Raw genomic sequence first — 21,414 nt, forward strand, 5'->3', positions numbered from 1 at the left:
CACCTGATGGATCTTGAACGAACAAGCGACCCCATGGCCACCTGGCCGATCCAGCCGGCGGACGAAGAGAGCGGCCTCATCACCGATTGGATCTTTCGCCAGTTGTGGCGGCGCTTGGTGACCCAGGAGCTCGCACCCGGCGCGCGTATCACCGAGGATGGGTTATGCGAGTTGCTGTCCGTGAGTCGCACACCGCTCCGGGAGGCGCTGCGCCGGCTGCGTGAGACGGGCATGGTGGTGCGGCAGCGCAACCGCACCTGGCGCGTGGCGCCCATGTCGGTGGAAGAGGCCAAGCAGCTCACGATGGTGCGTGAGCGGCTCGACGGTCTCGTCGCGCGGCTCGCCTGCGACCGGGTACGGGACGAGCGGCTCTCCATGAGCCCCGCCGCGGAGATTCTCGACCACATGGAGGCGCTCGTGCGCGGCGGCGGATCGGCAGCCGCCATCCTCCAGCTCGGCCGGGCTTTTCACGCCGAGTTGGAGACGGCGGCAGCCGCGCCGCATCTGGTGCGCATGCTGGAGCGGCTACGCCTCTCGCTGGAACGCTACCGCTACCTCCTTGCTCACGACATGGCGCGCGCGCCGGCCATCATCACCGAGCACCGGGTGATTCTCGCCGCCGTGCGGTCGGGCGATGCGGATGCGGCCGAAGACGCCATGCGCGCCCATATCGCGGCGGCGCGGCAATCCTATCTCAAAGAGCTCGGCGGGCTGATAGCGGCGAATGGCTGGGACAACCCCGTCGACGCAGACGACGAGATGCCCCGGAAGCGGAAGATGCGAACGTCTGCGTGATTGCAGTCCGGGCGTATCGCTTAGGATGACAGGTAGGTCCGGCGCCGCTTTGCCCGCGCCGGGACGGCTTTCATCTGTGGTGGAGATGCAGGTTCACCTCTCCCCGCCTGCGGGGAGAGGTCGGGCGCGAAGCGGCCGGGTGAGGGGGAGTTCGTATCCTGTCCCTTCAACGCGGGAAAATCGCGCTCAGTTCAGGCCGAGCTTGCCGCGCAGCTGGGAAAGGTCTTCCGCCAGCGTATTGACTGCCGCCGCCATCACCGTCCGGTCGCTGTCCGTCAGCTTGTCATAGGTGACATAGCCGTTGCCGGACTTGTATTTCTCCAGCGTCTTATCGATCGTCTCGAAATTGGCGGCGACTTTCTTGACGAATTCCGGATCGTCCTTGGTGATGATCGGGCGGACCAGCTCGAAGATCTTCTGCGAGCCGTCGAAATTGGCCTTGAAGTCCCAAAGGTCGGTATGGCTGTAGCGGTCTTCCTCGCCGGAGATCTTGGTGGCGGCGACCTCTTCCATCAAGACAGCCGCGCCGCCGACCACCTTCTCGGGCGGGAAGGTCAGCGCATTGATGCGCTGGTCGAGTTCCTTGACGTCGGCAAGAAGCTTGTCGGCGTAGGACGCGAGACCCTCGGTGCTGTTGCCGACCCACAGGCCGTATTCGAGCCGGTGGAAGCCGGTGAAGGTCGGATCCTTCTCGCCCTTCTCGAAGTCGTCGGCGCGCGCGTCGATCGCCGCATCGAGATCGCTGAAGAGCTCGGCGACCGGCTCGATCGCCTCGTAGCTCATGCGCGTCGGCGCATAGAGAGCCTTGGCCTTCGCCACGTCGCCCGCCTTGATGGCCGCCACGAAGTCGCTGGTTTCCTTCACCAGCTGCTGCGTCTTCTCGGCGACGAAGAGCTTGTAGTCGGTGATCGGCTCCACGAGTTCAAGCGTGGCGTCCGCTCTGGCCGGCGCTTGCCATGCGGTGCTGCTGGCGAGCGCCAGCGCCGTCGCCGCGAGAAATGGGGTAAGCTTCATGGCAGGCTCCTCTCCTGTCAGGTGCGTGAGGCCGGGTCGACAGCCTCGATCAATGGCCGGCCGAGATAATCCCCGGCCTGTTCCACGCCGGGCAGGACGTAGAAATAGCCTCCGCCGACCGGCTTGATGTATTCCTCGAGCGGCTCGCCGTTGAGCTTGTTCTGTACGGCCACGAAGCCGTTCTCGAGGTCCGCCTGATAGGCGATGAACAGGAGCCCCTGATCGAGCTGGCCGGATTTCGTGACGCCGTTCGAATAGTTGAACGGCCGGCGCAGCATCAGATGCTTGTCGGAGCCGGGCGTGCGCGGATTGGCGAGCCGGATATGGGCATCGAGCGGCGTGACGTGCCCCTGCTGGTCCTTGTCATAGGCCGGCACGTCATGTTCCGTGTGGCCGTCGAAGGGCGCGCCGCTCATCTTGCGGCGGCCGATGATCGCCTCCTGCTCGCCGAGCGGCGTGCGGTCCCAGCGCTCCACGAAATTGCGGATGATGCGCACCACCTGATAGGTGCCGCCCGCCGCCCAGGCCGGCTCGCGCGACTGATCCACCCAGACGATCTGCTGCATCAGCGCGTCGTTGGTGGAATCCGGATTGGCCGATCCGTCGCGAAAGCCGAGCAGATTGCGGGCGCTCTCTGTCGTGCCGTCGGCCTTGCGCGGAACCTCCGGCACGCTGCCCTCCTGCTTCCAGCGCAGCACCAGAAATTCCGACAGGTTCTTCAGGATGTCGCGCAGCGCATGAAGGCTCGTGTGCTGGGCATTGGCGCAGATCTGCAGGCAGAGATCCCCATGGCATTGGGCCGCTTCCAGCGCGTCATTCGGGAACTGCGCCATGCGCACGAGCTGCTTGGGCTTCAGCGGCTGAAGCCACGGCCGGTTGTCGAAGAGCGAGGATCCGAGCGCAGCCGTGATCGTCAGGTCGTCGGGCTCGACCACAGGGCCGAGAATGCCGGAATCGGCGGGCGGCAACTTCGGATCGAGCGCCGGTGGGTGGCCACCGTGCATGAGAAAGACGATACGCTGCGTGAGCTGGCGGAAGAGCTCTTCGAGATCAGCCGGGGTCTGGGCGACGACGTCGAAGGCCGCCACCATGCCATTGGCCGGCCGCGGCGTGACGATCCCTGCCTGGTGGACCCCATAGAAGGGCTGCCGCCGGTCGAGCGCCGAGGTGCCGTCCGGGGCATCGGTCACATGGTCGCGCGGCGGCTGGTCCGCTTGTCGCGCCTCGGCGCTGGCCGGCAGGCCGGTGGCGGCAGCGCCCAAGGCCAGCAGAAAGCGGCGGCGGTCGGTGGCCGGCGGGCCGGGTGAACGCTCCGAATTATTCGTCATGGCTCAGCTCAATCCAAGCGCCGGATTGATCCGGTTGAGGGCATCCGCGAGATTGCGGAAAGCCTGTGCGATATCTTTGCGGGTCGCCTCGTCCAGCGTGCCATAGGCAGGGAACGCCTCGCCCTTTTTCAGGCCGTCGATGACGGCCTCCGCCGCCGCCAGCTTGGCTTCGGCGTCATTGGCGATGTCCGGTGCGATGGGCGCGACCATCGGCTTGAGGAGGGCGACGACCTTGGCGATGCCGGCGAGATTGGCTTCAATATCCATGAGATCGGTGCCGGCATAGCGGTTCTCGCCGCCGGTCACACGGTCCTGGGCGAGATGTTCGGCCACCTGGGCCGCACCGTCGGCCAAGTCCGGCGGCCCGACCTTGAGGGCGCGCAGGCGGTCCTTCAGGGCAGCGAGGTCGACAAGCAGCTTGTCGGCCGTCGGGCCGAGCGCTGTGAGGTCGTTCTGCGAAAAGAGCCCGTATTCAATGCGGTGAAAGCCGGTGAAAGCCGGATCCTGCTCGCGCTTGTCGAGATAATCGGGGAGGGGGTCGATCGCATTCTTGAGGTCGGCGAGCCGATAGGCGACGGCCTCGATGCGCTTGTAGGGCAGGCGCGCGGGTTCGTAGAGCGCGCGCGCTTCCTCCAGATTGCCGGCCTTCACCGCCTCCGTGAGCCTCTCGGCCGCGTCGAGCATTTGCGCGCCCTGCTGAGCGACGAAGACCTTGTATTCGGAGAGGGGGCCGATGAAAGCTCTGAGGGTGGGGGCTTCGGGCCGCGCACCCGCCGTCTCGCCTGGCGTGACATGCAAGGTGCCGCGCGGGTTGGAAAGGAGCCCGCAGGTGATCACATAGTCGCCGGGCGCAAGCCGAGCCGTCAGGGTTTGCCGGAAGCCGGGCGCGATATTCTCGCGCTCTTCCACGACGATGACGCCGTCGAGGATCTCCCATTCGACCGGCCGGTCGGAGGCGTTGACGATCTCGAAGCTGCGTCGGCCGGCCGGAACGGTGATCTCGTTCGGTTCGCAGGCCTTGGCCGAGACCGTCACCTGATAGGCGTCGGGGGCCTTGGCGGTGCCGCGCATCTGCGTCGCATAATAGAAGGCGCCTGCGCCGGCGATGGCGAGGACGGCGGAAGCGGCGACGGCAAGGCGCATGCCACGGGAGGGGCCGGCCGCCGGCCGTTCAGGCACGGACATTGGCATCTCCCGGGGCCGCAGTCCGCGCGGCAGCGGCCCCGGCAGGCGAGGGCCGCAGGAAGAGGACGAGCGTCACCGTGAGGAAGGCGACATAGGCGACGGCCTCGCCAATGGTCGGGGCGTCGAGATAGCCGAACAGCCCGGAGAGCACCGTGCCGAGCGGGCTCGATGCCGGCAGCACGTCGCTCAGATCATAGGCATGCGTCTGCAGCCCGTTCCACAGACCTGCCTCATGCAGATTGCGTAGCGCGGTCGCGAGGATTCCCGCCGCGACGAACAGGATGAAAACGCCCGTCCAACGGAAGAAGCGGCGCAGATCGAGGCGCACCCCGCCGGCATAGATGCCATAGCCGAGAGCGGCAGCGACGAGAATGCCTCCGAGCGCCCCGAGCGGCGCTGCAGGGCCGGCGCTCTGTTGAAAGATAGCGAGCAGGAAGAAGACTGATTCCAGTCCCTCGCGCGCGACCGCGAGGAATACCACCGCCGTCAGCGCCCAATCCTGATGGGCCGGGGCAGCTAGCGCGGCATCGATGGAATGCTGCAGCTCGCCCTTGATGGAGCGCGCGGCGCGGCGCATCCAGAAAACCATGGAGACCAGCACGATCACGGCGAGCCCGCCGACCACCGCCTCGAACAGCTCCTGAGCCTTCTGCGGGAATTCGGCGCTGACGAGCTGAAGAGCCGCGCCCACGAACAGCGAGGCGGCGACAGCCAGGAATACGCCGACCCAGACGGCCGGCATCCAGCCGGCGCGGCCCGTCTGGCGGAGATAGGTGGCGATAATCCCCGTGATGAGGGCCGCCTCGATCCCCTCGCGCAACATGATCAGAAATGGAGCAAGCATTGCGATCTGGCTTGAAATGACGAAGTGCCGCGCCCTGAATGAAAAGAAGCTCGCCGGGTGGTGCCTGTCGGCCTCGTCCGTCTCGCCGCAATTCGGCTCGTTGACGGCGCGGACCCTAAAAGAAGATCGTCCTTCGATGCAAGCGACAATTGTCCTTTGTCGCTATCACAATTCTCTTTTGAACTTATCTAAGTTTAAGCTGCCGATCGATTCACCAAGAGTCCTCCGATGATCAGGCTATTCGATGTCTGTTCACCTTAGAAATCGTCTAATAAAGGCGGTGCTAGCTGGAAGTGAGCAGCATCGCTGTGCGGCCTTATGCCTCTTGGCGAATGGCTCTTGGGGATGGCTCTTGGGGATGGCATCGCGCCGGCAGGTGACCGGATCACTGCCAAATCCTATAGTGGGCCACCATGCCGAATCCACCCGCCACTATCCGGATCGCGGCCGCGCTCTTGGCGGACGCCGATGGCCGGCTTCTGCTGGTGCGCAAGCGCGGCACGCGCGCCTTCATGCAGGCAGGCGGCAAGCTCGGTCCGTCGGAGGAGCCGCTCGTCGCGCTCGTGCGTGAACTCGACGAGGAACTCGGACTGCGCATCGACCCCTCGGAAGCGATCTACCTCGGCCGGTTCGAGGCGCCGGCGGCACACGAGCCCGGCTTCGTCGTGCATGCCGACTTGTTCAGCGTCGGCCTGCACGAGGAGGTTCGCCCTGCGGCGGAGATCGACGAGGTCATCTGGCTGGACCCGAGCCGCGCCGGCGAGATCGAGCTCGCCCCGCTCACGCGCGACCACGTGCTGCCGCTCCACGCGCGCTTTCGAGCAGGACGACATGAGGGATAACGTGATGGCGCAGACCAGTGATCGCCACGCGGATGCCGGCTTCCTGGACGCCGCGCCACAGGTCGATGCCGAGGCGATGATGCGGCATTTGGCGGAACTCGCCCGCTGGACGAAGCTGAGCGGCACCGCCGAGGAGGCCGAGAGCCTGCGCTATGTAGAGCGGCAGATAGCCTCCTACGGCTACGCGACGCGCATCCTCCATCATCCCGCCTATATCAGCCTTCCTGGCAAGGCGCGTGTGGTGGCCGACGGCCGCGAGCTGAAGGCCATCACCCATTCCATGTCGCGGCAGCGCGGGGGAGGCGGACCGCATGCTCATGCGCGTCGGGCGCGCGCTGGTGCCGATCGATTACACGAGCGGCCAGCGCTTTGCCCATGACCCGGCATTGCCACAGACGAAATGGCCCGCGCTCGACCCGCTGCGCCGCTTCGCCGCCGTCCAGGAAGGCACTGAGGCGTGGTATCCGCTCCAGATCGAGGCGCGCCGGGCGCTCAATGCCATCAGGCACGCCGTCAGCCAGGCACGTCGGGAACTCAGCCCCTTTGCCGGCAAGGTTTAGGCGGGCGACTCACGCGGACGTCGGCTCGCGACCAGAAGATCGGGATGCCGATCCGGTCCCGGTGGCCCCTCGTGGCCTTTCTGGCGTCAGCGAAAGAACGGGTTCTGTTCGGTGCAGGTATAGCCGATGAAGCACTGGGGATTATCGGCCGTCCTGACCCACGCCGGCTCGACATATTCGGTAATCTCGCAGAACGAGCGATTGCGGACGAAGCGGTCGTAGGTGTGCGGGCCGGTGTCGAGCACCACGGCGCCTTGCTGGGTGACGATGCCGGCAGCAGCATTGCACGACATCGATGGCGTGAGCGGGCGTGCCTCGACGCTCAGCGGAAGAAGGAGCACGGCGGCGACGAGTGCCGCAGATAGAGCTTTCATCGTTCGATTCCCGTGGAACGCGCGTTCGGAGCCAATGTCCGACCCCGTCCGATTCGCGGCTGATGGGACAGCTCCATAAGAAGCGTTCGGCGCGCCCGGCAGTTCCGGACGCCGTTCACGAGTCCGGAGGAGGGGGGCTGCCCAGGATGCGCGTGCCGAGCTCACCAGGACAAAGGCGGAAGCCTCTTGGCGCTCAAGCGATCGATTCTGGCCGATCCGATCGGTGATCCCGTCGCCAAGGGGTATCGCTGTCGCGCCGCGGTCGGCTTGTGAACCGTCGGCCAGCCAACAGGCCTTGGCGGCTTGCGGGACAAGGATCGTATGAAGGCTGGGGGGGAGAAATTGCTGCTGTGCGCCGAAATGGCTCCCCGAGTAGGACTCGAACCTACGACCGAGCGGTTAACAGCCGCTTGCTCTACCAACTGAGCTATCGGGGACCAGCGACGCATGGCTATCGCAACGGCCCCTCGATCGCAAGCTCTTTTGCAGGGCTCCGGCGATCACGCCATGCTGAATTGCCACACGATGCGGTGTTGCCGTCAGCTATAGAGCTTTGCTATGAACCCCGCAGAGGCCTCGTGGCGGAGTGGTTACGCAGAGGACTGCAAATCCTTGCACCCCGGTTCGATTCCGGGCGAGGCCTCCAAAGCCAGCACAATACCGGGGTTCGCTCTCTCGAGTGGAGTATCGCATGATCGATTTCGCGCGGGCGCGCCGGATCATGGTGGATAGCCAGATCCGCACTTATGACGTGACGAATCGCGCCCTGCTCGCCGCGTTCGACGATATTCCGCGGGAGCGTTTTCTGCCTGAAGGGCAAGAAGATCTGGCCTATAGCGACCAGAATCTCGTCTTCGGCGACGGGGAGGGGGGGCACTACTGCATGCTCGCCCCGATGGCTCTCGCACGCCTTCTGCAGGCGCTCGACGTGCAATCGGGACAGCGGGTGCTCGATTTGGGCGGAGGCCTCGGCTATACCGCGATGGTGCTGTCGCGACTCGGTGCCGATGTCGTCTCACGCGTCGGCGGAGAAGCCCTCGCGGAGGAGGCACGCCGGCGCATAGAGGCTTGCGGTGGCTCACGAATCGAGGTTGTCGCGGGGCCGCTCGCGGGCGATTATCAAACTGGTAAGGATTACGATGCCATCGTCCTCAACGGTGGCTTCGAGGTTCTCCCGGACACCCTGACGAATCAGCTCGCCGATGGGGGCGCGCTAACCGGCATCGACAATTCGGGTGGCACCGGAAGGGCTATCCTGTGTCGGCGCAGCGGCTCGGCTTTCAGCCACCGGTCCCTGTTCAATGCGTCGGCGCCGACCTTGGCTGGTTTCTCGGCAACCCCCGCGTTCAGCTTCTGATGTAGCTTGTCAAGTGTCGCATTTATGCGGCACGGCTTGGCATAATATTAGCGTCACTTATCAAGCCTATTTCCGCTGCGCGCGCCTCAGACTATCCTTGCGGGCGTCGGGGCACGGATCATTAGTGTGTTTGTGCGGGAAACACGTGCGAGGTTTCTCCGCAATAGGAAGGCGATCGTGGCAGAAAAAGTCCGAGCAACCGGCATAACGATTCTGCGCAAGGCCCTTCTCGTGGGCCTCGCTTACGTTACTCCGTTGTCGGGTGCCCAGGCTGAGACGCTGTTTGGTGCGCTCGCCAAGGCTTATACCGGCAACCCGACCTTGAATGCGCAGCGCGCGACTTTGCGCGCCACCGATGAAGGTGTGCCCCAGGCGCTTGCAGGCTATCGTCCCACGATCACGGGCACGGCGAGCGCCGGCGCTCAAACCGTCAACCGGCATGTGCCGGGAGTGGGCGACATCCAGACCGGGGGGCAGTTCCGCCCTCTTTATCCGCGAAGCCTGAGTATTCAGGTCACGCAAAACATCTTTACCGGCGGACGAACCCTCAACACGGTCCGACAAGCCGAATCCACCGTGCAGACCGCGCGGGAGCAGCTCAGGTTTCAGGAGCAATCGACACTCTTCGATGCCTCCCAGGCCTATATGAATGTTCTCGCCGATACGGCGGTTCTGAGCCTTCAGCAGAACAACGTTGAAGTTCTGGAAGAGCAGCTCCGGCAAACGCGCGATCGCTTCAATGTCGGCGAGGTGACGCGCACCGACGTCGCACAGTCCGAGGCCGCTCTGGCGACCGGCCACGCCCAGGAAAGCGCGGCCGCCGCGACCTTGCGGAGCAGCATCGCCACCTATCGCCAGGTCATCGGCGATGATCCGCGCCAGCTCGCGCCCGGTCAGCCGGTCGAGAAGTTCCTCCCGAAGAACGTCGATTCGGCCGTCAGGGTCGCGCTCGGCAAGCATCCTGCCATATTGGCGGGTCTGCATGCGGTCGATGCTCAGGAGTTCCAGGTCAAGACCTTGGAATCGCAACTCCGGCCGCAGCTCGGCGTGACCGCCGGTCTGTCGCGCGACTATGATTCGCAGACGCGGCGCGACACGACCACCTCGGCCTCCATCGCGGCCCAGCTCACCGTGCCGATCTATGAAGGCGGCGCGGTCTATTCTCAGGTCCGCCAGGCCAAGGAGCAGGTCGGCCAGGCGCGCATGCAGGTCGACGTAACGCGCGACCAGGTCCGCCAACAGGTGATCGCCTCCTGGGCTCAGCTCGATGCGGCCCGGCAGCAGATTGCAGCGTCGCAAGCCGCCGTGCAGGCCAACGAGATCGCCTTGGCCGGTGTGCGCGAGGAGGCGAAGGTTGGGCAGCGCACGACACTCGACGTGCTCAATGCCCAGCAGACGCTGCTCAGCTCTCGCGTTCAGTTGGTCCGGGCGCAGCGCGACCGGATCGTGGCGTCCTATCAGGTGCTTGGTTCCATCGGTCTTCTCTCGGTCGGAACGCTCGGCATCAAGGTCGCGCAATACAACGCGAAGCGCCATTACGAGCAGGTCAGGGACAAGTGGTGGGGGCTGCAGACGCCCGACGGTCGCTGACGCTTCGGACGGTCCAGGACTCCGGCCGGACGCTGCAGCGATAGGCAATGGTGATCCTGGAAACGGTGAGGCTCAGGCTTGCTATTGATATGGCACCCGATTTGGAGCTTTCTGTGAACGGAGAGCTTTTGATGTGCGCACTGGTTTTTGCGTTACTGCCAAATCGGCGGTGGAGACATATGGTGGCGGCATCGGTCAGGTGATTCCCGCCTGGCGCAAAGCGCGGTGGAGCGGCATGAGCCCAGCGAGTCCCAAACTCCATGATGCGTCCCAAGATGTGAGAGGCGCCGAGCCGTCGATGGATGAGATTCTGGCATCCATTCGTCGAATCATTGCCGATGATCAGGCACTCGGACAGGTGTCCGGTCGCCGTGGACCCCCTCAGGCGGCAGCTTTCGAGAGCGGTGACGTCGACGAGGGTGGCCGGGACGTCAGGTCCCCGTACCCGCCGGCGGAGGTTCAGGACGAGCCGCCCTACGGTGCCGAGCGGTCGGCGCGGCCCGTCCGGACCTTTGCCGACGCCGCGGAAATACCTCCTGCGCCGCGGCCCGTCATGCGTGAGGCCCCGCCGCGCCCGGCGACGGTTCCTCGTGATTTGGCGCGCGCTCCCCAGCCCGCGGTCGAGCAACAGCCTCCAGTCGAGCGGCACATGCCCCCGCCGCGCGAGCGGCAGGGGCCGGCTGCTCCGCCCCCGCGTCCGGCGGCGTCCGAACCCCAATCCGCGCCCGCCGAGCGCCCGCCCGCCCGTGACGTATTCTCGGACGCGGCGGAGCGCCTGCTGTCCCCCAAGAGCGATGCGACCGTGGCTTCGGCTTTCGACACGCTGGCGTCGTCGACAACGCCGACGCCGAACGGTCGTTCGCTCGAGGACCTCGTCCGCGACATGCTGCGACCGATGCTCAAGTCCTGGCTCGACGACAATCTGCCCAGCCTGGTGGAGCGGCTGGTGCGTCAGGAAATCGAACGCGTCGCTCGGGGTTCGCGCTGACGGCAGGCCGCCCGTGACGGCAACGGCCATCTCGCCCACCGGACCGCGCAGAGCCGTCCGGTGCGAAAAGCCCGCTGTCGAGGCGCCATTGAGGCTGCCAGCCGATTGACTTGAGGGGCGGCTTCGTCGTTTACCTCCGTCGAGTTCATTCGGCGCGATAGCGGTTTGCATCATGGATAAGACATTCGAGCCCGCCCAGGTCGAGGCGCGCATCTCGGCTGCGTGGGACGAGGCGGAGGCATTCCGGGCCGGACGGCCCGAGCGGGCCGACGCGGAACCCTATTGCATCGTCATTCCTCCGCCGAATGTCACCGGCTCGCTCCACATGGGGCATGCGCTCAACAATACGCTGCAGGACGTGCTGTGTCGCTTCGAAAGAATGCGCGGCAAGGATGTTCTGTGGCAGCCGGGCATGGATCATGCCGGTATCGCCACCCAGATGGTTGTCGAGCGTCAGCTCATGGAGCGCCAGGAGCCGGGTCGCCGCGAGATGGGCCGGGAAGCCTTTCTGAAACGCGTCTGGACCTGGAAGGACGAATCGGGCGGCGCCATCGGCCGGCAGCTGCGCCGCCTCGGCGCATCCTGCGACTGGTCACGCGAGCGCTTCACCATGGACGAGGGCCTGTCACGCGCCGTGCGCAAGGTCTTTGTCGACCTTTATCGCCAGGGCCTGATCTACAAGGATAAGCGCCTCGTCAATTGGGATCCGAAGTTTCAGACGGCCATCTCCGATCTCGAAGTGCAGCAGACCGAGGTGAAGGGCCATCTCTGGCATTTGCGCTATCCGGTGGTGGACGATGCCGGCGCGCCGACGGACGAGGTGGTGATCGTCGCGACGACGCGGCCCGAAACCATGCTCGGCGACACCGCCGTTGCCGTGCATCCCGACGACGAGCGTTACCGGCATCTGCACGGCCGCAAGGTCCGCTTGCCGCTGGTCGGCCGCCTGATCCCGATCGTCGCTGACAGCTACTCCGACCCCGAGAAGGGCACCGGCGCCGTCAAGATCACCCCGGCGCACGACTTCAACGACTTCGATGTCGGCAAGCGGCACGGGCTCGCGCTGATCAACGTGCTCGGCCCCGAAGCCGAGCTCAGCCTCGTCGGCAACCAGGATTTCCTCGACGGCGCTGCGGACCCCGATCTCGAAGCGGTGCTCGCGCTCGACGGACAGGATCGCTTCGTTGCGCGCAAGCGAATCGTGGAACTGCTCGAGGAGCGCGGCTTTCTGGAGACGATCGAGCCTCACGTGCATATGGTCCCGCATGGCGACCGGTCGGGCGTCGTCGTCGAGCCGTGGCTCACGGACCAGTGGTACGTCGACGTCAAGCCGCTTGCCGAGAAGGCATTGGCGGCCGTGAGGCGTGGCAACACGTCCTTCGTGCCGAAGAACTGGGAAAAGACCTATTTCGACTGGCTCGAGAATATCGAGCCCTGGTGCGTCTCGCGTCAGCTCTGGTGGGGACACCAGATCCCGGCCTGGTACGACCCTTACGGCAATGTCTTCGTCGCCGAGAACGAAGACGAGGCCTTTGCTGCCGCCATCGGGCAGAACGTCGCGGCCGGCAATCTCGACGACGCGGATGCTGCCGCGCTCGGGACCGACCCGGATAAGCGCGCGGCCTTCCTGACCCGCGACGAGGACGTGCTCGACACCTGGTTTTCGTCCGCGCTCTGGCCGTTCTCGACGCTCGGCTGGCCCGACGAGACGCCGGAACTCGCCCGCTACTATCCAACGAGCGTCCTCGTCACCGGCTTCGATATCATCTTTTTCTGGGTCGCCCGGATGATGATGACCGGCCTCCATTTCATGGAGGAGGTGCCTTTCCGCACCGTCTACATCCACGCCCTCGTCCGCGACGAGAAGGGCGCGAAGATGTCGAAGTCGAAGGGCAACGTCATCGATCCGCTCGATCTCATCGACCGCTATGGCGCGGATGCCCTGCGCTTCACCCTGGCGGCCATGGCGGCCCAGGGGCGGGATATCAAGCTTTCCGCCCAACGTGTTGAAGGCTATCGCAATTTCGCAACGAAGCTGTGGAACGCGGCGCGCTTTGCCGAGATAAACGAGTGTCGGCGGGTCGCCGGCTATGCGCCTGCAGCCGCCCGCGAGACGCTCAATCGCTGGGCGCTTGGCGAATGTTCCCGCGCGGTGAGCGCCGTCACCGAGGCGATCGAGGCCTTCAAGTTCAACGAGGCGGCGGGCGCGGCCTATCGCTTCGTGTGGAACGTGTTCTGTGACTGGTATCTGGAGCTCGCCAAGCCCGTGCTGCAGGGCGAGGACAGTCCGGCCAAGGAGGAAACGCGCGCCACCGTCGCGCACCTGCTCGACGAGATCTGCAAGCTCCTGCATCCCTTCATGCCCTTCCTCACGGAGGAGCTCTGGACCATCAAGGGTGCCGAGGGACCGGCGCGGACCTCCGTGCTGGCGCTTGCCCGCTGGCCGATGACGAGCGCCGTCGACGATGCGGATGCCGAAGCCGAAATCGGCTGGCTGGTCGACCTCGTCTCGGAGATTCGCTCGGCGCGTGCCGAAACGAATGTGCCGGCCGGCGCGCAGATCGCCCTCGTGCTCGTGAACCCCGGTCCCGAGGTGGTGGCGCGGGCCGGCCGCTGGGACGAGGCGCTGAGGCGTCTTGCCCGCCTCTCCGAGGTGACGACCGCCGCGGCGGTGCCGGCTGGTTCCGTGCAGATCGTGGTGCGCGGGGAAGTGGCTGCCCTGCCGCTGGCGGGGCTTGTCGACCTTGCCGCCGAGCAGGTGCGCCTGGACAAGGACGCGGCCAAGCTGAGCGCCGATATCGCCAAGATCGACGCTAAGCTCGGCAATCCGGATTTCATCGCGCGCGCGCCGGAAGACGTGGTGGAGGAGCAGCGCGAGCGGCGGGAAGAGGCTGTTGCCCGCCTCGCCAAGATCCACGATGCCGCCGAGCGCCTGCGGCGCGCCGCTGGCTAGGTCGGCGGAGACTTTCAGCGGGGACTTGCACTTGTTGCGGTAGCGCAACAGTTTCCGCCATTCCGCGCAGCTCCTTCAAGACGGCGAATCATCGCCGCGATGCCGCCATAAACCAGTCGCTCAATAGCTACCTGGCAACTTCTTGAAACACCTGTCATTTACCGGCGCGTGGAGAGTTTTCCACACGTGGCGTGGCAGGCCAGGGAAGGATGTGAGCCGTTTGCACTTTTAGCAACATGCATGCATGTGATGGCCTGCTGATCGCAGTGCAGCCTCGTGAATGGTGCTGTCGTACCATCACGGAGCTTGCCTACGGTGCGGGGATCGTCGACGGGGCGCGGGGGCGTAAATGAGTGTCGTGTTGCTGTCGGTAAGGGACAGCCTGCACGCGCAAGCTCTTGGGGTGAAATTAAGAGCGATGCGGATCAGCAGTTTATCCATGTGGGGCGCCGCGGCCGTGATGGCCATGGGCTGTGTCGCACCCGCTCTCGCGTTTGATGGACCGCGCCCCCCTGAAGCCGCAGCTCCATTACCGGTTCCTCCCGCCATTTCTTTCAAGTCCGTCAAGGATGCCTTTCGCAGCGGCATCCGCAACTATAATGCCGGTGACAAGCGCGGTGCCGTTCAAGCGCTCGAATATGCGGCCACGAAAGGGCATACGCCGGCGCTATGGAAGCTCGGGCGCATGTATGCCGATGGCGACGGTGTCGTCCATGACGATTTGAAGGCCTTCGAGTATTTCTCCAAGGTTGCCGACGAATATGCGGACGAAAGCCCTTATTCGCCGGATGCACGCTTCGTGGCGAGTGCCTTTACGGCGCTTGGCGGCTATTTCCTCGAAGGCATCCCGAATACCTATGTGAAGCCGGATGTGCAGCGGGCTGTAGACCTCTTCCGCTATTCGGCGTCCTTTTACGGCGATCCCAACGCGCAATACGATCTCGGCCGGCTCTATCTGGACGGGCAGGGCTTGCCGAAAGATCCGCGGCAGGCGGCGCGCTGGCTCAATCTCGCGGCCGAGAAAGGCCACCACCAGGCACAGGCTCTCCTTGGCCATCTGCTCGTCACGGGAGAGGGTGTGCCACGTCAAAGAGCTCGTGGTCTCATGTGGCTGACGATGGCCCGTGAGGCGGCCGATCCGGACAAGGACGAGTGGATCATCGAGCTGCACGAGAAGGATTTCGCCGCTGCCAGCGAGAGCGACCGCCAGGCTGCGCTCACCTTTCTCGAAGGCTATCTCAAGAGAAACCAGTAACGGTCTGCCGTTGCGGTATGATCCGCGCCTCCTGGGGCGGCCGCTGAAAGCGAGCTCCGCATGGCCTTGAGCGCGATCTCTTGGTTCGCCCCCGTCGACGGCTATTGCGAGCGTCTGGAGCCGGGCTTCTGGGCCGAGCCCATCAACGCATTGACCAATGCAGCCTTTCTGATCGCGGCCCTCGGTGCGGCTCTTCTCCTGGCGCGCCGCAAGAACGCGGATCGGGCAGCCGGCCTCCTGGTCGGGCTGACCGTCGCCATCGGCATCGGCAGCTTTCTTTTCCACACCTTCGCTGTCGTCTGGGCGTCGCTTGCCGACGTCATCCCGATCGCAGTCTTCATTCTCGTCTATTTTTATATGTCGATGCGCCGGTTCCTCGGCTTGCCGGTCGCCGGCGCGGCCTTGCTGACAGCGGCCTATGAGGCGGCTTCCATGGCCTTTCCGCGGCTCTGGCGAGCGATCGTGCCGGCCGATGCCGATCCTGTGGGAAGTTCCGTCGGCTATCTGCCGGCATTCCTCGCCATGATAGCGATTGGCAGCCTCGCCCTGGCGCGCGATCCTGCGTCGAGCCGGCGGCTTCTCGCGGCCGGCGCCGTCTTCGCCGTCTCGCTGGCGTTACGCTCCATCGATCTTCAGATTTGCGCGGCCGTCCCGCTCGGCAGCCATTTCCTCTGGCATATCCTCAACGGGCTCGTGCTCTTCCTCCTGATGCGCGCCGCGATTCTCGCCGGCCCCGCTCCGCCTCACACCGCCAGGTCGACGGAGACGGGCACGTGATCGGAGGGCTTTTCGAGGGCGCGCAGGGAACGGTGAATGGTCGTGTGCTGCAGGCGGTCGGCGGCCTGCGGCGAGAGCAGCAGATGGTCGATGCGGATGCCGTTGTTCTTCTGCCAGGCACCGGCCTGGTAATCCCAGAAGCTGTAGAGCCCGCCGGCATCGCTGCAGGCGCGCAAGGCGTCGGTCAGGCCGAGATCGACCAGGGCGCGGAAACGCTCGCGCGTCGGCGGCAGGAAGAGGGCATCGCTCACCCAGATCTCCGGGCGCGCGGCATCGCGGGGATCCGGGATGACATTGTAGTCGCCGGCGAGCACCAGCGGCTCCTCCAAGGTGAGCAGGTTCTGCGCGTGCTCGGTCAGACGCTCCATCCAGCGCAGCTTGTAGTCATATTTCGGCGTATCGGGCGGATTGCCGTTCGGTAGATAGATCGAGGCGACCCGGACCGCGCCTGTGTCCGTCGAGATGCTGGCCTCGAGATAGCGGGCCTGATCCTCGCCCTCCTGGTCGGCCCAATCGCGGCCGGGCAGCCCCCGCTTGACGTCCTCGATCGGGCGCCTTGCGAGAATGGCGACGCCATTGAAGGCCTTTTGGCCGTAAACCGCGACATTGTAGCCGGCGGCCTCGACCTCGGCGCGTGGAAAGGCCTCGTCGACGCATTTGATCTCCTGCAGGCACAGGACATCCGGCGCATCCTCGGCCAGAAAGGCGAGGAGATGGCCAAGGCGCTGTTTGACGGAATTGATGTTCCAGGTGGCGATGCGCATGATCACGGGGGAAGGTCAGGTGAGCGCACCACCTTTGCCACGGCGGGGCCGCCGTGTCATCCCGCTGCTGCTCGCAAAGGGGGGACGCGCAAAGAGCCTCGGCCGCTGGAAACGGCCGAGGCCTGCCTGCCTATGTCAGCGGCGCCAGCAGACGCGGCGCGGTCCCCATGGCGAGGGCTGCCACCTGCAGACCACGCGCGGGCGGTAGAAGCGCCGCGGCGGCGGGCCGTAATAGCCGCCGCGCCAGCGACGCGGGCCGCCGCGCCAAACGCAGCGCCCATAACGGCCGCAGACCCAGCGTGCCGGTGTCACCAACCCCTCCGCCGCAAGGCTCTGTGGCGCGGCGCCGATGCCGATGGGAACGGGGCCGGCCGCCTCGGCACGGCCGATGCCCATCGCGGCACCAGCCAGAGCGGCGGCGACCAGGAAAGTCTTCAAGGACAGTCGCATCATCAACTCCTGACGGTCATAGGCCCTGATCAACCCCACAGCCCGAGAGCCATCCCTCACTCACACTATCGCGCCGCACTCCTGAATCCACTCTGTGCGTCCCGTTCATCTCGCATTCACGGTCAATATCACCGTGGCCTTGCCCGGACGAAGTTGGACGATGGAGGTCGCGCGCACGCGAACCTCGTGCCGACTGCCTCATAAACGGGCAGCCAATGGCTTAGTTCCCGTTCGTCTGGCGCCCTGATCAGCTCCGTCCGAAGACCGGAATGGCGGCGCCAGAAACCGCGCGGGAGGCCGGCGCGAGCAGGAAGAGGACGACGTCCGCGACCGCAGCGGCAGCCACCCAGCGGTCGAAGGGCGCATCGGGCATGGCGGCGCGATTGGCGGGCGTGTCGATGATGGACGGCAGGACGCAATTCGCCCGAATCTCGCGGGCCGCCATATCCTCGGCGAGACTCTCGGTGAAATTGACCAAAGCCGCCTTGGCCGCGCCATAGGCCGCCATGCGACCCATGCCTTTGCGGGCCGCGCGCGCGCCCACGGTGACGATGCTGCTTCCTTCGGCGAGCAATGGAGCGATCGCCTGGACCGCCGTCACGGCGCTGCGCAGATTGGCGGCAAGCATCGCCTCGAAGGCGGACCAATCCTCCTCGAAGGCGAGCTCTCCCGCATCGAAGGCACCGACCGTACAGACGAGACCGGTGATGGGTCCGACACGCCGATGTGCCTCACCGAGCACCTCGGCAACGCTGCCCCGATCGAGGAGGTCGAGATCGCCACGCGCGAAGACGCGCGCGCCGGCCGGCAGATCGGCCGTGGCGAGCTTGCGCGCGGATCGGTCGAGGAGAACGAGGCCCGCGCCCGCCTCTGCCGCGCCCCTGGCAACGGCGCTTCCGAGATGGCCGCCGGCGCCGGTGACGACAACGACGTGATTTTCGAAGTTGAACATCGGCCGGCTCCACGACTGCATGCACGCGAGGGCGCGATCATGTCATTCGTCGTCGTGGAGTTCAAACCGACTGGCCGCAGGCGTGGAGCATCGCGGACCAGCGGCCGTTGCCGCAATCAGGCCGATGGCGGCTGGGCTGGCTGGAAAACCCGCTGTGCGGCCTTTGCGAGAAACTGCGCGAGCTTTCCACACTCCTCCGAGGGGAGCGAATAGTGCAGCCAGCCAAAGCGGGGATCGCGCAGGTGCAGGACGGTAAAGTCCTTGTCCGGCGGCACCTCCGCCGAGAATCGCGGATTGGTCACGGCCTGAACACTGCGGCCTGGCTGCCAGTCCGGAGCGATTTTTGGCTGCATGCGGGCGCGCATGTCGCCGAGGGCCTCAAGGAGTCGATCGATCTGCGCAACATCGAGTTCGATCGCGAGATCGGATCGAGCCTCGTCCGACAGGGTGACCGTCTCTCTCTCGATATTCTGATGCAAGCGAATGACGGCCAATGACGCCTCCTGATCCCGGGAAAGGCTAGCGTCGCGGTGAGCCGTCGTCCACCGTGGCCGCGGGGATCATTCGGGTGATCCTCAAAGGGTGCATACCTTCGACGACCTCATACGGAAGACGGAGCCACGGGCGCGAGAGGCGGCCTCCAGCGAAGCCGCCCCCTTGCCTTGCTCGACGCTGTTAGCGGCGAACCACGCAGCGCTGCACGCGCTTCGTCACCCACCGGCCATAGGCACCGCGAACCCGGACCGTCTGCCAGCGGCAGACGCGGCGGGGGGCCGGCGCATAATGGCGCGGCCGGTACTGGACCTTCGTGACCGTCGCATGCGGCGGAACGAACACGACGGGGCCGGCCGGCGCGGCTGAAGCGGGGGTGACGGCCACGGCCGCACCCAGGACCAGGCCGGCGGCAACAACAAACTGAGAAAGCTTCTTAAGCATGGTTTCTCCTCCAACATGCTGCACGTAGTAATGGTCCAGTCACATGAACCGCAGATTAATGGGATACCCAATTAACAAAATTTAATCTTTAGAGCGCCGGGCATTGGAGGCTCTTCAGGGTTAAGATATCGGTAACAAAAAACCGATTACGCGTGCAGATGATGTGTGCCGGTCATCGATTGCTTAAGGCAGCTCTCTTCAACTTCGGTGGTAGCGCCACGCAGTTGAATTACATCATTGGATGTTCCTCGCCCGGCGCACATGGTAAGCAGAAGGCCGGGACGAAGGAGGAAGGCTTTCCATGACAGGCGATCTCAGCGGTTGTGAGGGTGCTGATGCGGCCGCCGGTGATAATCCGCTGCTCGCTGCCTGGACGACCCCCTTCGGCCTGCCGCCCTTTGCGCGCATCAAGCCCGAGCATTTCCGGCCGGCTTTCGAGGCGGCAATGGCGGCCCAGGAACGCGAGATCGCGGCAATCGCGACCGATGTGGCGGAACCCAGCTTCGCCAATACCGTCGACGCGCTCGAGGCGAGCGGCCGTGCTCTTCGCCGGATCTCAGCGGTTTTCTACAACCTGACGGGCGCCGACACCAACGACGCTCTGGAGGCGGTCGATCGGGAGGTCGCACCCGTTTTGGCGCGGCATCGCAACGCCATTGCCCAAAATGCTGCGCTGTTCGAGCGGTTAGAGGCCCTGTGCGATGAGCCCGACCTCACCCCCGAACAGGTGCAGGTGCGCGAGCGCTACCGTCGGACGTTCCTGCGGGCGGGCGCCGGCCTCGACGCGGCAACCAAGCAGCGCCTCGGCGCGATCGTCGAGCGGCTCGCTACTCTCGGTACTCGTTTTGCCCAGAATGTTCTCGCGGACGAAAAAGCCTACCAGCTCGTGCTCGACCAAGCCGATCTCGCAGGTCTGCCCGATTTCGTGCGGAATGCCGCCGCCCAGGCCGCCGCCGAGCGGGGAATGCCCGGCCGCTATGTGATCACGCTCGCGCGGTCGAGCATCGAGCCCTTCCTGCAATTCTCCGCCCGCCGCGACCTCCGGGAAAAGGTGTTCAAGGCCTGGGTCGCACGTGGCGAAGCGGGCGAGACCGACAACCGCGCGTTGATCGCCGAGATGGTGGCGCTACGCGCCGAGCGCGCCCGCCTGCTCGGCTTTCCGAGCTTCGCCCATTTCCGGCTCGACGATTCCATGGCCAAGGCGCCCGAGGCGGCGCTCGCGTTGCTCCGCTCGGTCTGGCAACCGGCCGTCGCTCGCGCCAAGCGCGAAGGTGCCGCCATCGAGGCGGCCATTCGCGCCGAGGGAGGCAATTTCGCCCTCATGCCCTGGGATTGGCGCTACTACGCCGAGCAGCAGCGCAAGGCGGCGTTCGACATCGACGAGAGCGAGACGAAGCCCTATCTACAGCTCGACAATGTCATCGATGCCGCTTTCCATACGGCCTCCAAGCTCTTCCGCATCACCTTCGAGGAGCGGCACGATCTCGGCCTCTACCATCCGGATGTGCGGGCTTTCGAGGTCACCGATGCCGACGGCCGGCATATCGGCCTTTTTCTCGGCGACTACTTCAGCCGGGCTTCGAAACGCAGTGGCGCCTGGATGAGCTCCTTCCGCGGCCAGGAAAAGCTCACCGGCGACATCCGGCCGATCGTCGTCAATGTCATGAATTTCGCCAAGGCTCTCGAAGGGCCGACGCTTCTTTCGCTCGACGACGCACGCACGCTGTTCCACGAGTTCGGCCATGCCCTGCACGGGCTTCTGTCGGACGTGACCTATCCGCTGATCGCCGGCACCAATGTGGCGCGCGACTTCGTGGAGTTCCCGTCGCAGCTCTTCGAACATTGGCTGGAGCAGCCCGAAATCCTTCGCCGCTTCGCTCTGCATTGCGAGACCGGCGAGCCCATGCCCGAGGCGCTCCTTGATCGCATCCTGGCGAGCCGCACCTTTGGCCAGGGCTTCGCCACCGTGGAATATGCCGCCTCAGCGATCGTGGATCTGGAGCTTCATCTTCTGTCAGCGGCGGACGACATCGATGTTGCCGCCTTCGAGAAGGCGACCCTCGCCCGGATCGGCATGCCGGACGCGATTGTCATGCGCCATCGTCCGCCTCACTTCACCCATGTCTTTTCCGGCGACGGCTATTCAGCCGCCTATTACAGCTATCTCTGGTCGGAGGTGCTCGATGCCGACGGGTTCGGCGCCTTCGAGGAGGCCGGCGATATCTTCGATCCGGCAACCGCCAGCCGCCTGCGCGAGCACGTCTATGCCGCCGGCTATTCACAAGCTCCCGAGGCCGCCTACCGCGCATTCCGCGGCCGCGATCCCGACCCCGAAGCGCTCCTGCGCAAGCGTGGGCTCGTCGAGATCTGAAGTCCTGCACATTGCCGGATGAGTTGACTGACGCTCCTCGCAAAGATGTTTTGCGTGCAATTTGTCCGATCAGTATAGC

The 21,414-nt window shown here is 65.3% G+C and carries 21 protein-coding genes and 2 tRNA genes; 12 read left to right on the plus strand and 11 right to left on the minus strand.

Annotation, left to right across the window (positions count from 1 at the left end; genetic code table 11):
* Window positions 1–33 precede the first annotated feature (33 nt).
* A complete protein-coding gene (locus tag ACFQU1_RS21990; RefSeq protein WP_378136703.1) occupies window positions 34–795 on the plus strand; it encodes a GntR family transcriptional regulator in 762 nt (253 codons plus the stop codon).
* Window positions 796–981: 186 nt separating this feature from the next.
* Here ACFQU1_RS21990 and efeO (ACFQU1_RS21995) read toward each other — a convergent pair whose 3' ends face one another.
* From efeO (ACFQU1_RS21995) to efeU, 4 genes are read right to left on the minus strand one after another with little or no spacing between them, the layout of a single operon-like run.
* Window positions 982–1,809, minus strand: coding sequence for an iron uptake system protein EfeO (gene efeO / locus ACFQU1_RS21995; protein WP_378136705.1), 828 nt, complete (start codon window positions 1,807–1,809; stop codon window positions 982–984).
* Between the two features lie 17 nt (window positions 1,810–1,826).
* Window positions 1,827–3,137 (minus strand): iron uptake transporter deferrochelatase/peroxidase subunit, encoded by a 1,311-nt coding sequence (efeB, locus tag ACFQU1_RS22000; RefSeq protein ID WP_378136707.1) that lies wholly within the window; start codon window positions 3,135–3,137, stop codon window positions 1,827–1,829.
* A gap of 3 nt (window positions 3,138–3,140) precedes the next feature.
* Window positions 3,141–4,322, minus strand: coding sequence for an iron uptake system protein EfeO (efeO, locus tag ACFQU1_RS22005; RefSeq protein ID WP_378136709.1), 1,182 nt, complete (start codon window positions 4,320–4,322; stop codon window positions 3,141–3,143).
* Window positions 4,309–5,166 (minus strand): iron uptake transporter permease EfeU, encoded by an 858-nt coding sequence (gene efeU, locus ACFQU1_RS22010; protein WP_378136711.1) that lies wholly within the window; start codon window positions 5,164–5,166, stop codon window positions 4,309–4,311. Before efeU ends, efeO (ACFQU1_RS22005) begins: the two co-directional genes overlap by 14 nt.
* 413 nt (window positions 5,167–5,579) lie before the next feature.
* Here efeU and ACFQU1_RS22015 point away from each other — a divergent pair, with 413 nt between their 5' ends.
* From ACFQU1_RS22015 to ACFQU1_RS22025, 3 genes are read left to right on the plus strand one after another with little or no spacing between them, the layout of a single operon-like run.
* A complete protein-coding gene (locus tag ACFQU1_RS22015) occupies window positions 5,580–6,008 on the plus strand; it encodes an NUDIX domain-containing protein (protein ID WP_378136713.1) in 429 nt (142 codons plus the stop codon).
* A gap of 4 nt (window positions 6,009–6,012) precedes the next feature.
* Complete coding sequence (locus tag ACFQU1_RS22020) at window positions 6,013–6,387, plus strand: hypothetical protein (RefSeq protein WP_378136715.1); 375 nt, start codon at window positions 6,013–6,015, stop codon at window positions 6,385–6,387.
* A complete protein-coding gene (locus ACFQU1_RS22025) occupies window positions 6,347–6,568 on the plus strand; it encodes a hypothetical protein (RefSeq protein ID WP_378136717.1) in 222 nt (73 codons plus the stop codon). Before ACFQU1_RS22020 ends, ACFQU1_RS22025 begins: the two co-directional genes overlap by 41 nt.
* Before the next feature lie 86 nt (window positions 6,569–6,654).
* Here the strand turns inward: ACFQU1_RS22025 and ACFQU1_RS22030 are convergent, their stop codons facing one another.
* Both ACFQU1_RS22030 and ACFQU1_RS22035 read right to left on the minus strand, forming a co-directional pair.
* Window positions 6,655–6,942, minus strand: coding sequence for a hypothetical protein (locus ACFQU1_RS22030; RefSeq protein ID WP_378136719.1), 288 nt, complete (start codon window positions 6,940–6,942; stop codon window positions 6,655–6,657).
* A 361-nt stretch (window positions 6,943–7,303) separates the two neighbouring features.
* Window positions 7,304–7,379 (minus strand) — tRNA-Asn (locus ACFQU1_RS22035).
* A gap of 135 nt (window positions 7,380–7,514) precedes the next feature.
* Between ACFQU1_RS22035 and ACFQU1_RS22040 the strand changes: the two genes are divergently transcribed.
* The 7 genes from ACFQU1_RS22040 to ACFQU1_RS22070 all read left to right on the plus strand — a co-directional run bounded on the left by ACFQU1_RS22040 (window position 7,515) and on the right by ACFQU1_RS22070 (window position 15,862).
* Window positions 7,515–7,588 (plus strand) — tRNA-Cys (locus tag ACFQU1_RS22040).
* A 45-nt stretch (window positions 7,589–7,633) separates the two neighbouring features.
* Window positions 7,634–8,299: a protein-L-isoaspartate O-methyltransferase gene (locus tag ACFQU1_RS22045; RefSeq protein WP_378136722.1), complete on the plus strand. Its 666-nt coding sequence runs from the start codon at window positions 7,634–7,636 to the stop codon at window positions 8,297–8,299.
* A 177-nt stretch (window positions 8,300–8,476) separates the two neighbouring features.
* On the plus strand, window positions 8,477–9,889 hold the full coding sequence (locus ACFQU1_RS22050) for a TolC family outer membrane protein (protein WP_378136724.1): 1,413 nt from the start codon (window positions 8,477–8,479) through the stop codon (window positions 9,887–9,889).
* A 298-nt stretch (window positions 9,890–10,187) separates the two neighbouring features.
* Window positions 10,188–10,877: a DUF2497 domain-containing protein gene (locus ACFQU1_RS22055; RefSeq protein WP_378136726.1), complete on the plus strand. Its 690-nt coding sequence runs from the start codon at window positions 10,188–10,190 to the stop codon at window positions 10,875–10,877.
* Window positions 10,878–11,046: 169 nt separating this feature from the next.
* Window positions 11,047–13,830, plus strand: coding sequence for a valine--tRNA ligase (locus ACFQU1_RS22060; RefSeq protein WP_378136830.1), 2,784 nt, complete (start codon window positions 11,047–11,049; stop codon window positions 13,828–13,830).
* 439 nt (window positions 13,831–14,269) lie between these two features.
* Complete coding sequence (locus tag ACFQU1_RS22065) at window positions 14,270–15,085, plus strand: tetratricopeptide repeat protein (RefSeq protein ID WP_378136728.1); 816 nt, start codon at window positions 14,270–14,272, stop codon at window positions 15,083–15,085.
* A 60-nt stretch (window positions 15,086–15,145) separates the two neighbouring features.
* A complete protein-coding gene (locus tag ACFQU1_RS22070; RefSeq protein WP_378136730.1) occupies window positions 15,146–15,862 on the plus strand; it encodes a ceramidase domain-containing protein in 717 nt (238 codons plus the stop codon).
* Here the strand turns inward: ACFQU1_RS22070 and xth are convergent.
* The 5 genes from xth to ACFQU1_RS22095 form a co-directional block, all read right to left on the minus strand.
* On the minus strand, window positions 15,829–16,626 hold the full coding sequence (gene xth, locus ACFQU1_RS22075; protein ID WP_378136832.1) for an exodeoxyribonuclease III: 798 nt from the start codon (window positions 16,624–16,626) through the stop codon (window positions 15,829–15,831). The genes ACFQU1_RS22070 and xth overlap by 34 nt on opposite strands.
* 135 nt (window positions 16,627–16,761) lie before the next feature.
* The gene (locus ACFQU1_RS22080; RefSeq protein WP_378136732.1) at window positions 16,762–17,076 is read right to left on the minus strand and encodes a hypothetical protein; all 315 of its coding nucleotides are present in this window, start codon (window positions 17,074–17,076) and stop codon (window positions 16,762–16,764) included.
* Between the two features lie 247 nt (window positions 17,077–17,323).
* Window positions 17,324–18,028, minus strand: a complete 705-nt coding sequence (locus ACFQU1_RS22085) for an SDR family oxidoreductase (protein WP_378136734.1) — start codon at window positions 18,026–18,028, stop codon at window positions 17,324–17,326.
* Between the two features lie 116 nt (window positions 18,029–18,144).
* Window positions 18,145–18,522 carry a hypothetical protein gene (locus tag ACFQU1_RS22090; RefSeq protein WP_378136736.1) on the minus strand — a complete coding sequence of 126 codons (378 nt, stop codon included), beginning with the start codon at window positions 18,520–18,522 and terminating at the stop codon, window positions 18,145–18,147.
* A gap of 181 nt (window positions 18,523–18,703) precedes the next feature.
* Window positions 18,704–18,964 carry a hypothetical protein gene (locus ACFQU1_RS22095; protein ID WP_378136738.1) on the minus strand — a complete coding sequence of 87 codons (261 nt, stop codon included), beginning with the start codon at window positions 18,962–18,964 and terminating at the stop codon, window positions 18,704–18,706.
* A 301-nt stretch (window positions 18,965–19,265) separates the two neighbouring features.
* Here ACFQU1_RS22095 and ACFQU1_RS22100 point away from each other — a divergent pair, with 301 nt between their 5' ends.
* Window positions 19,266–21,335, plus strand: coding sequence for a M3 family metallopeptidase (locus tag ACFQU1_RS22100; RefSeq protein ID WP_378136740.1), 2,070 nt, complete (start codon window positions 19,266–19,268; stop codon window positions 21,333–21,335).
* Window positions 21,336–21,414: the final 79 nt, after the last annotated feature.

Origin of the sequence: Chelatococcus sp. GCM10030263 (assembly GCF_042666455.1) — a bacterium.
GTDB lineage: Bacteria > Pseudomonadota > Alphaproteobacteria > Rhizobiales > Beijerinckiaceae > Chelatococcus.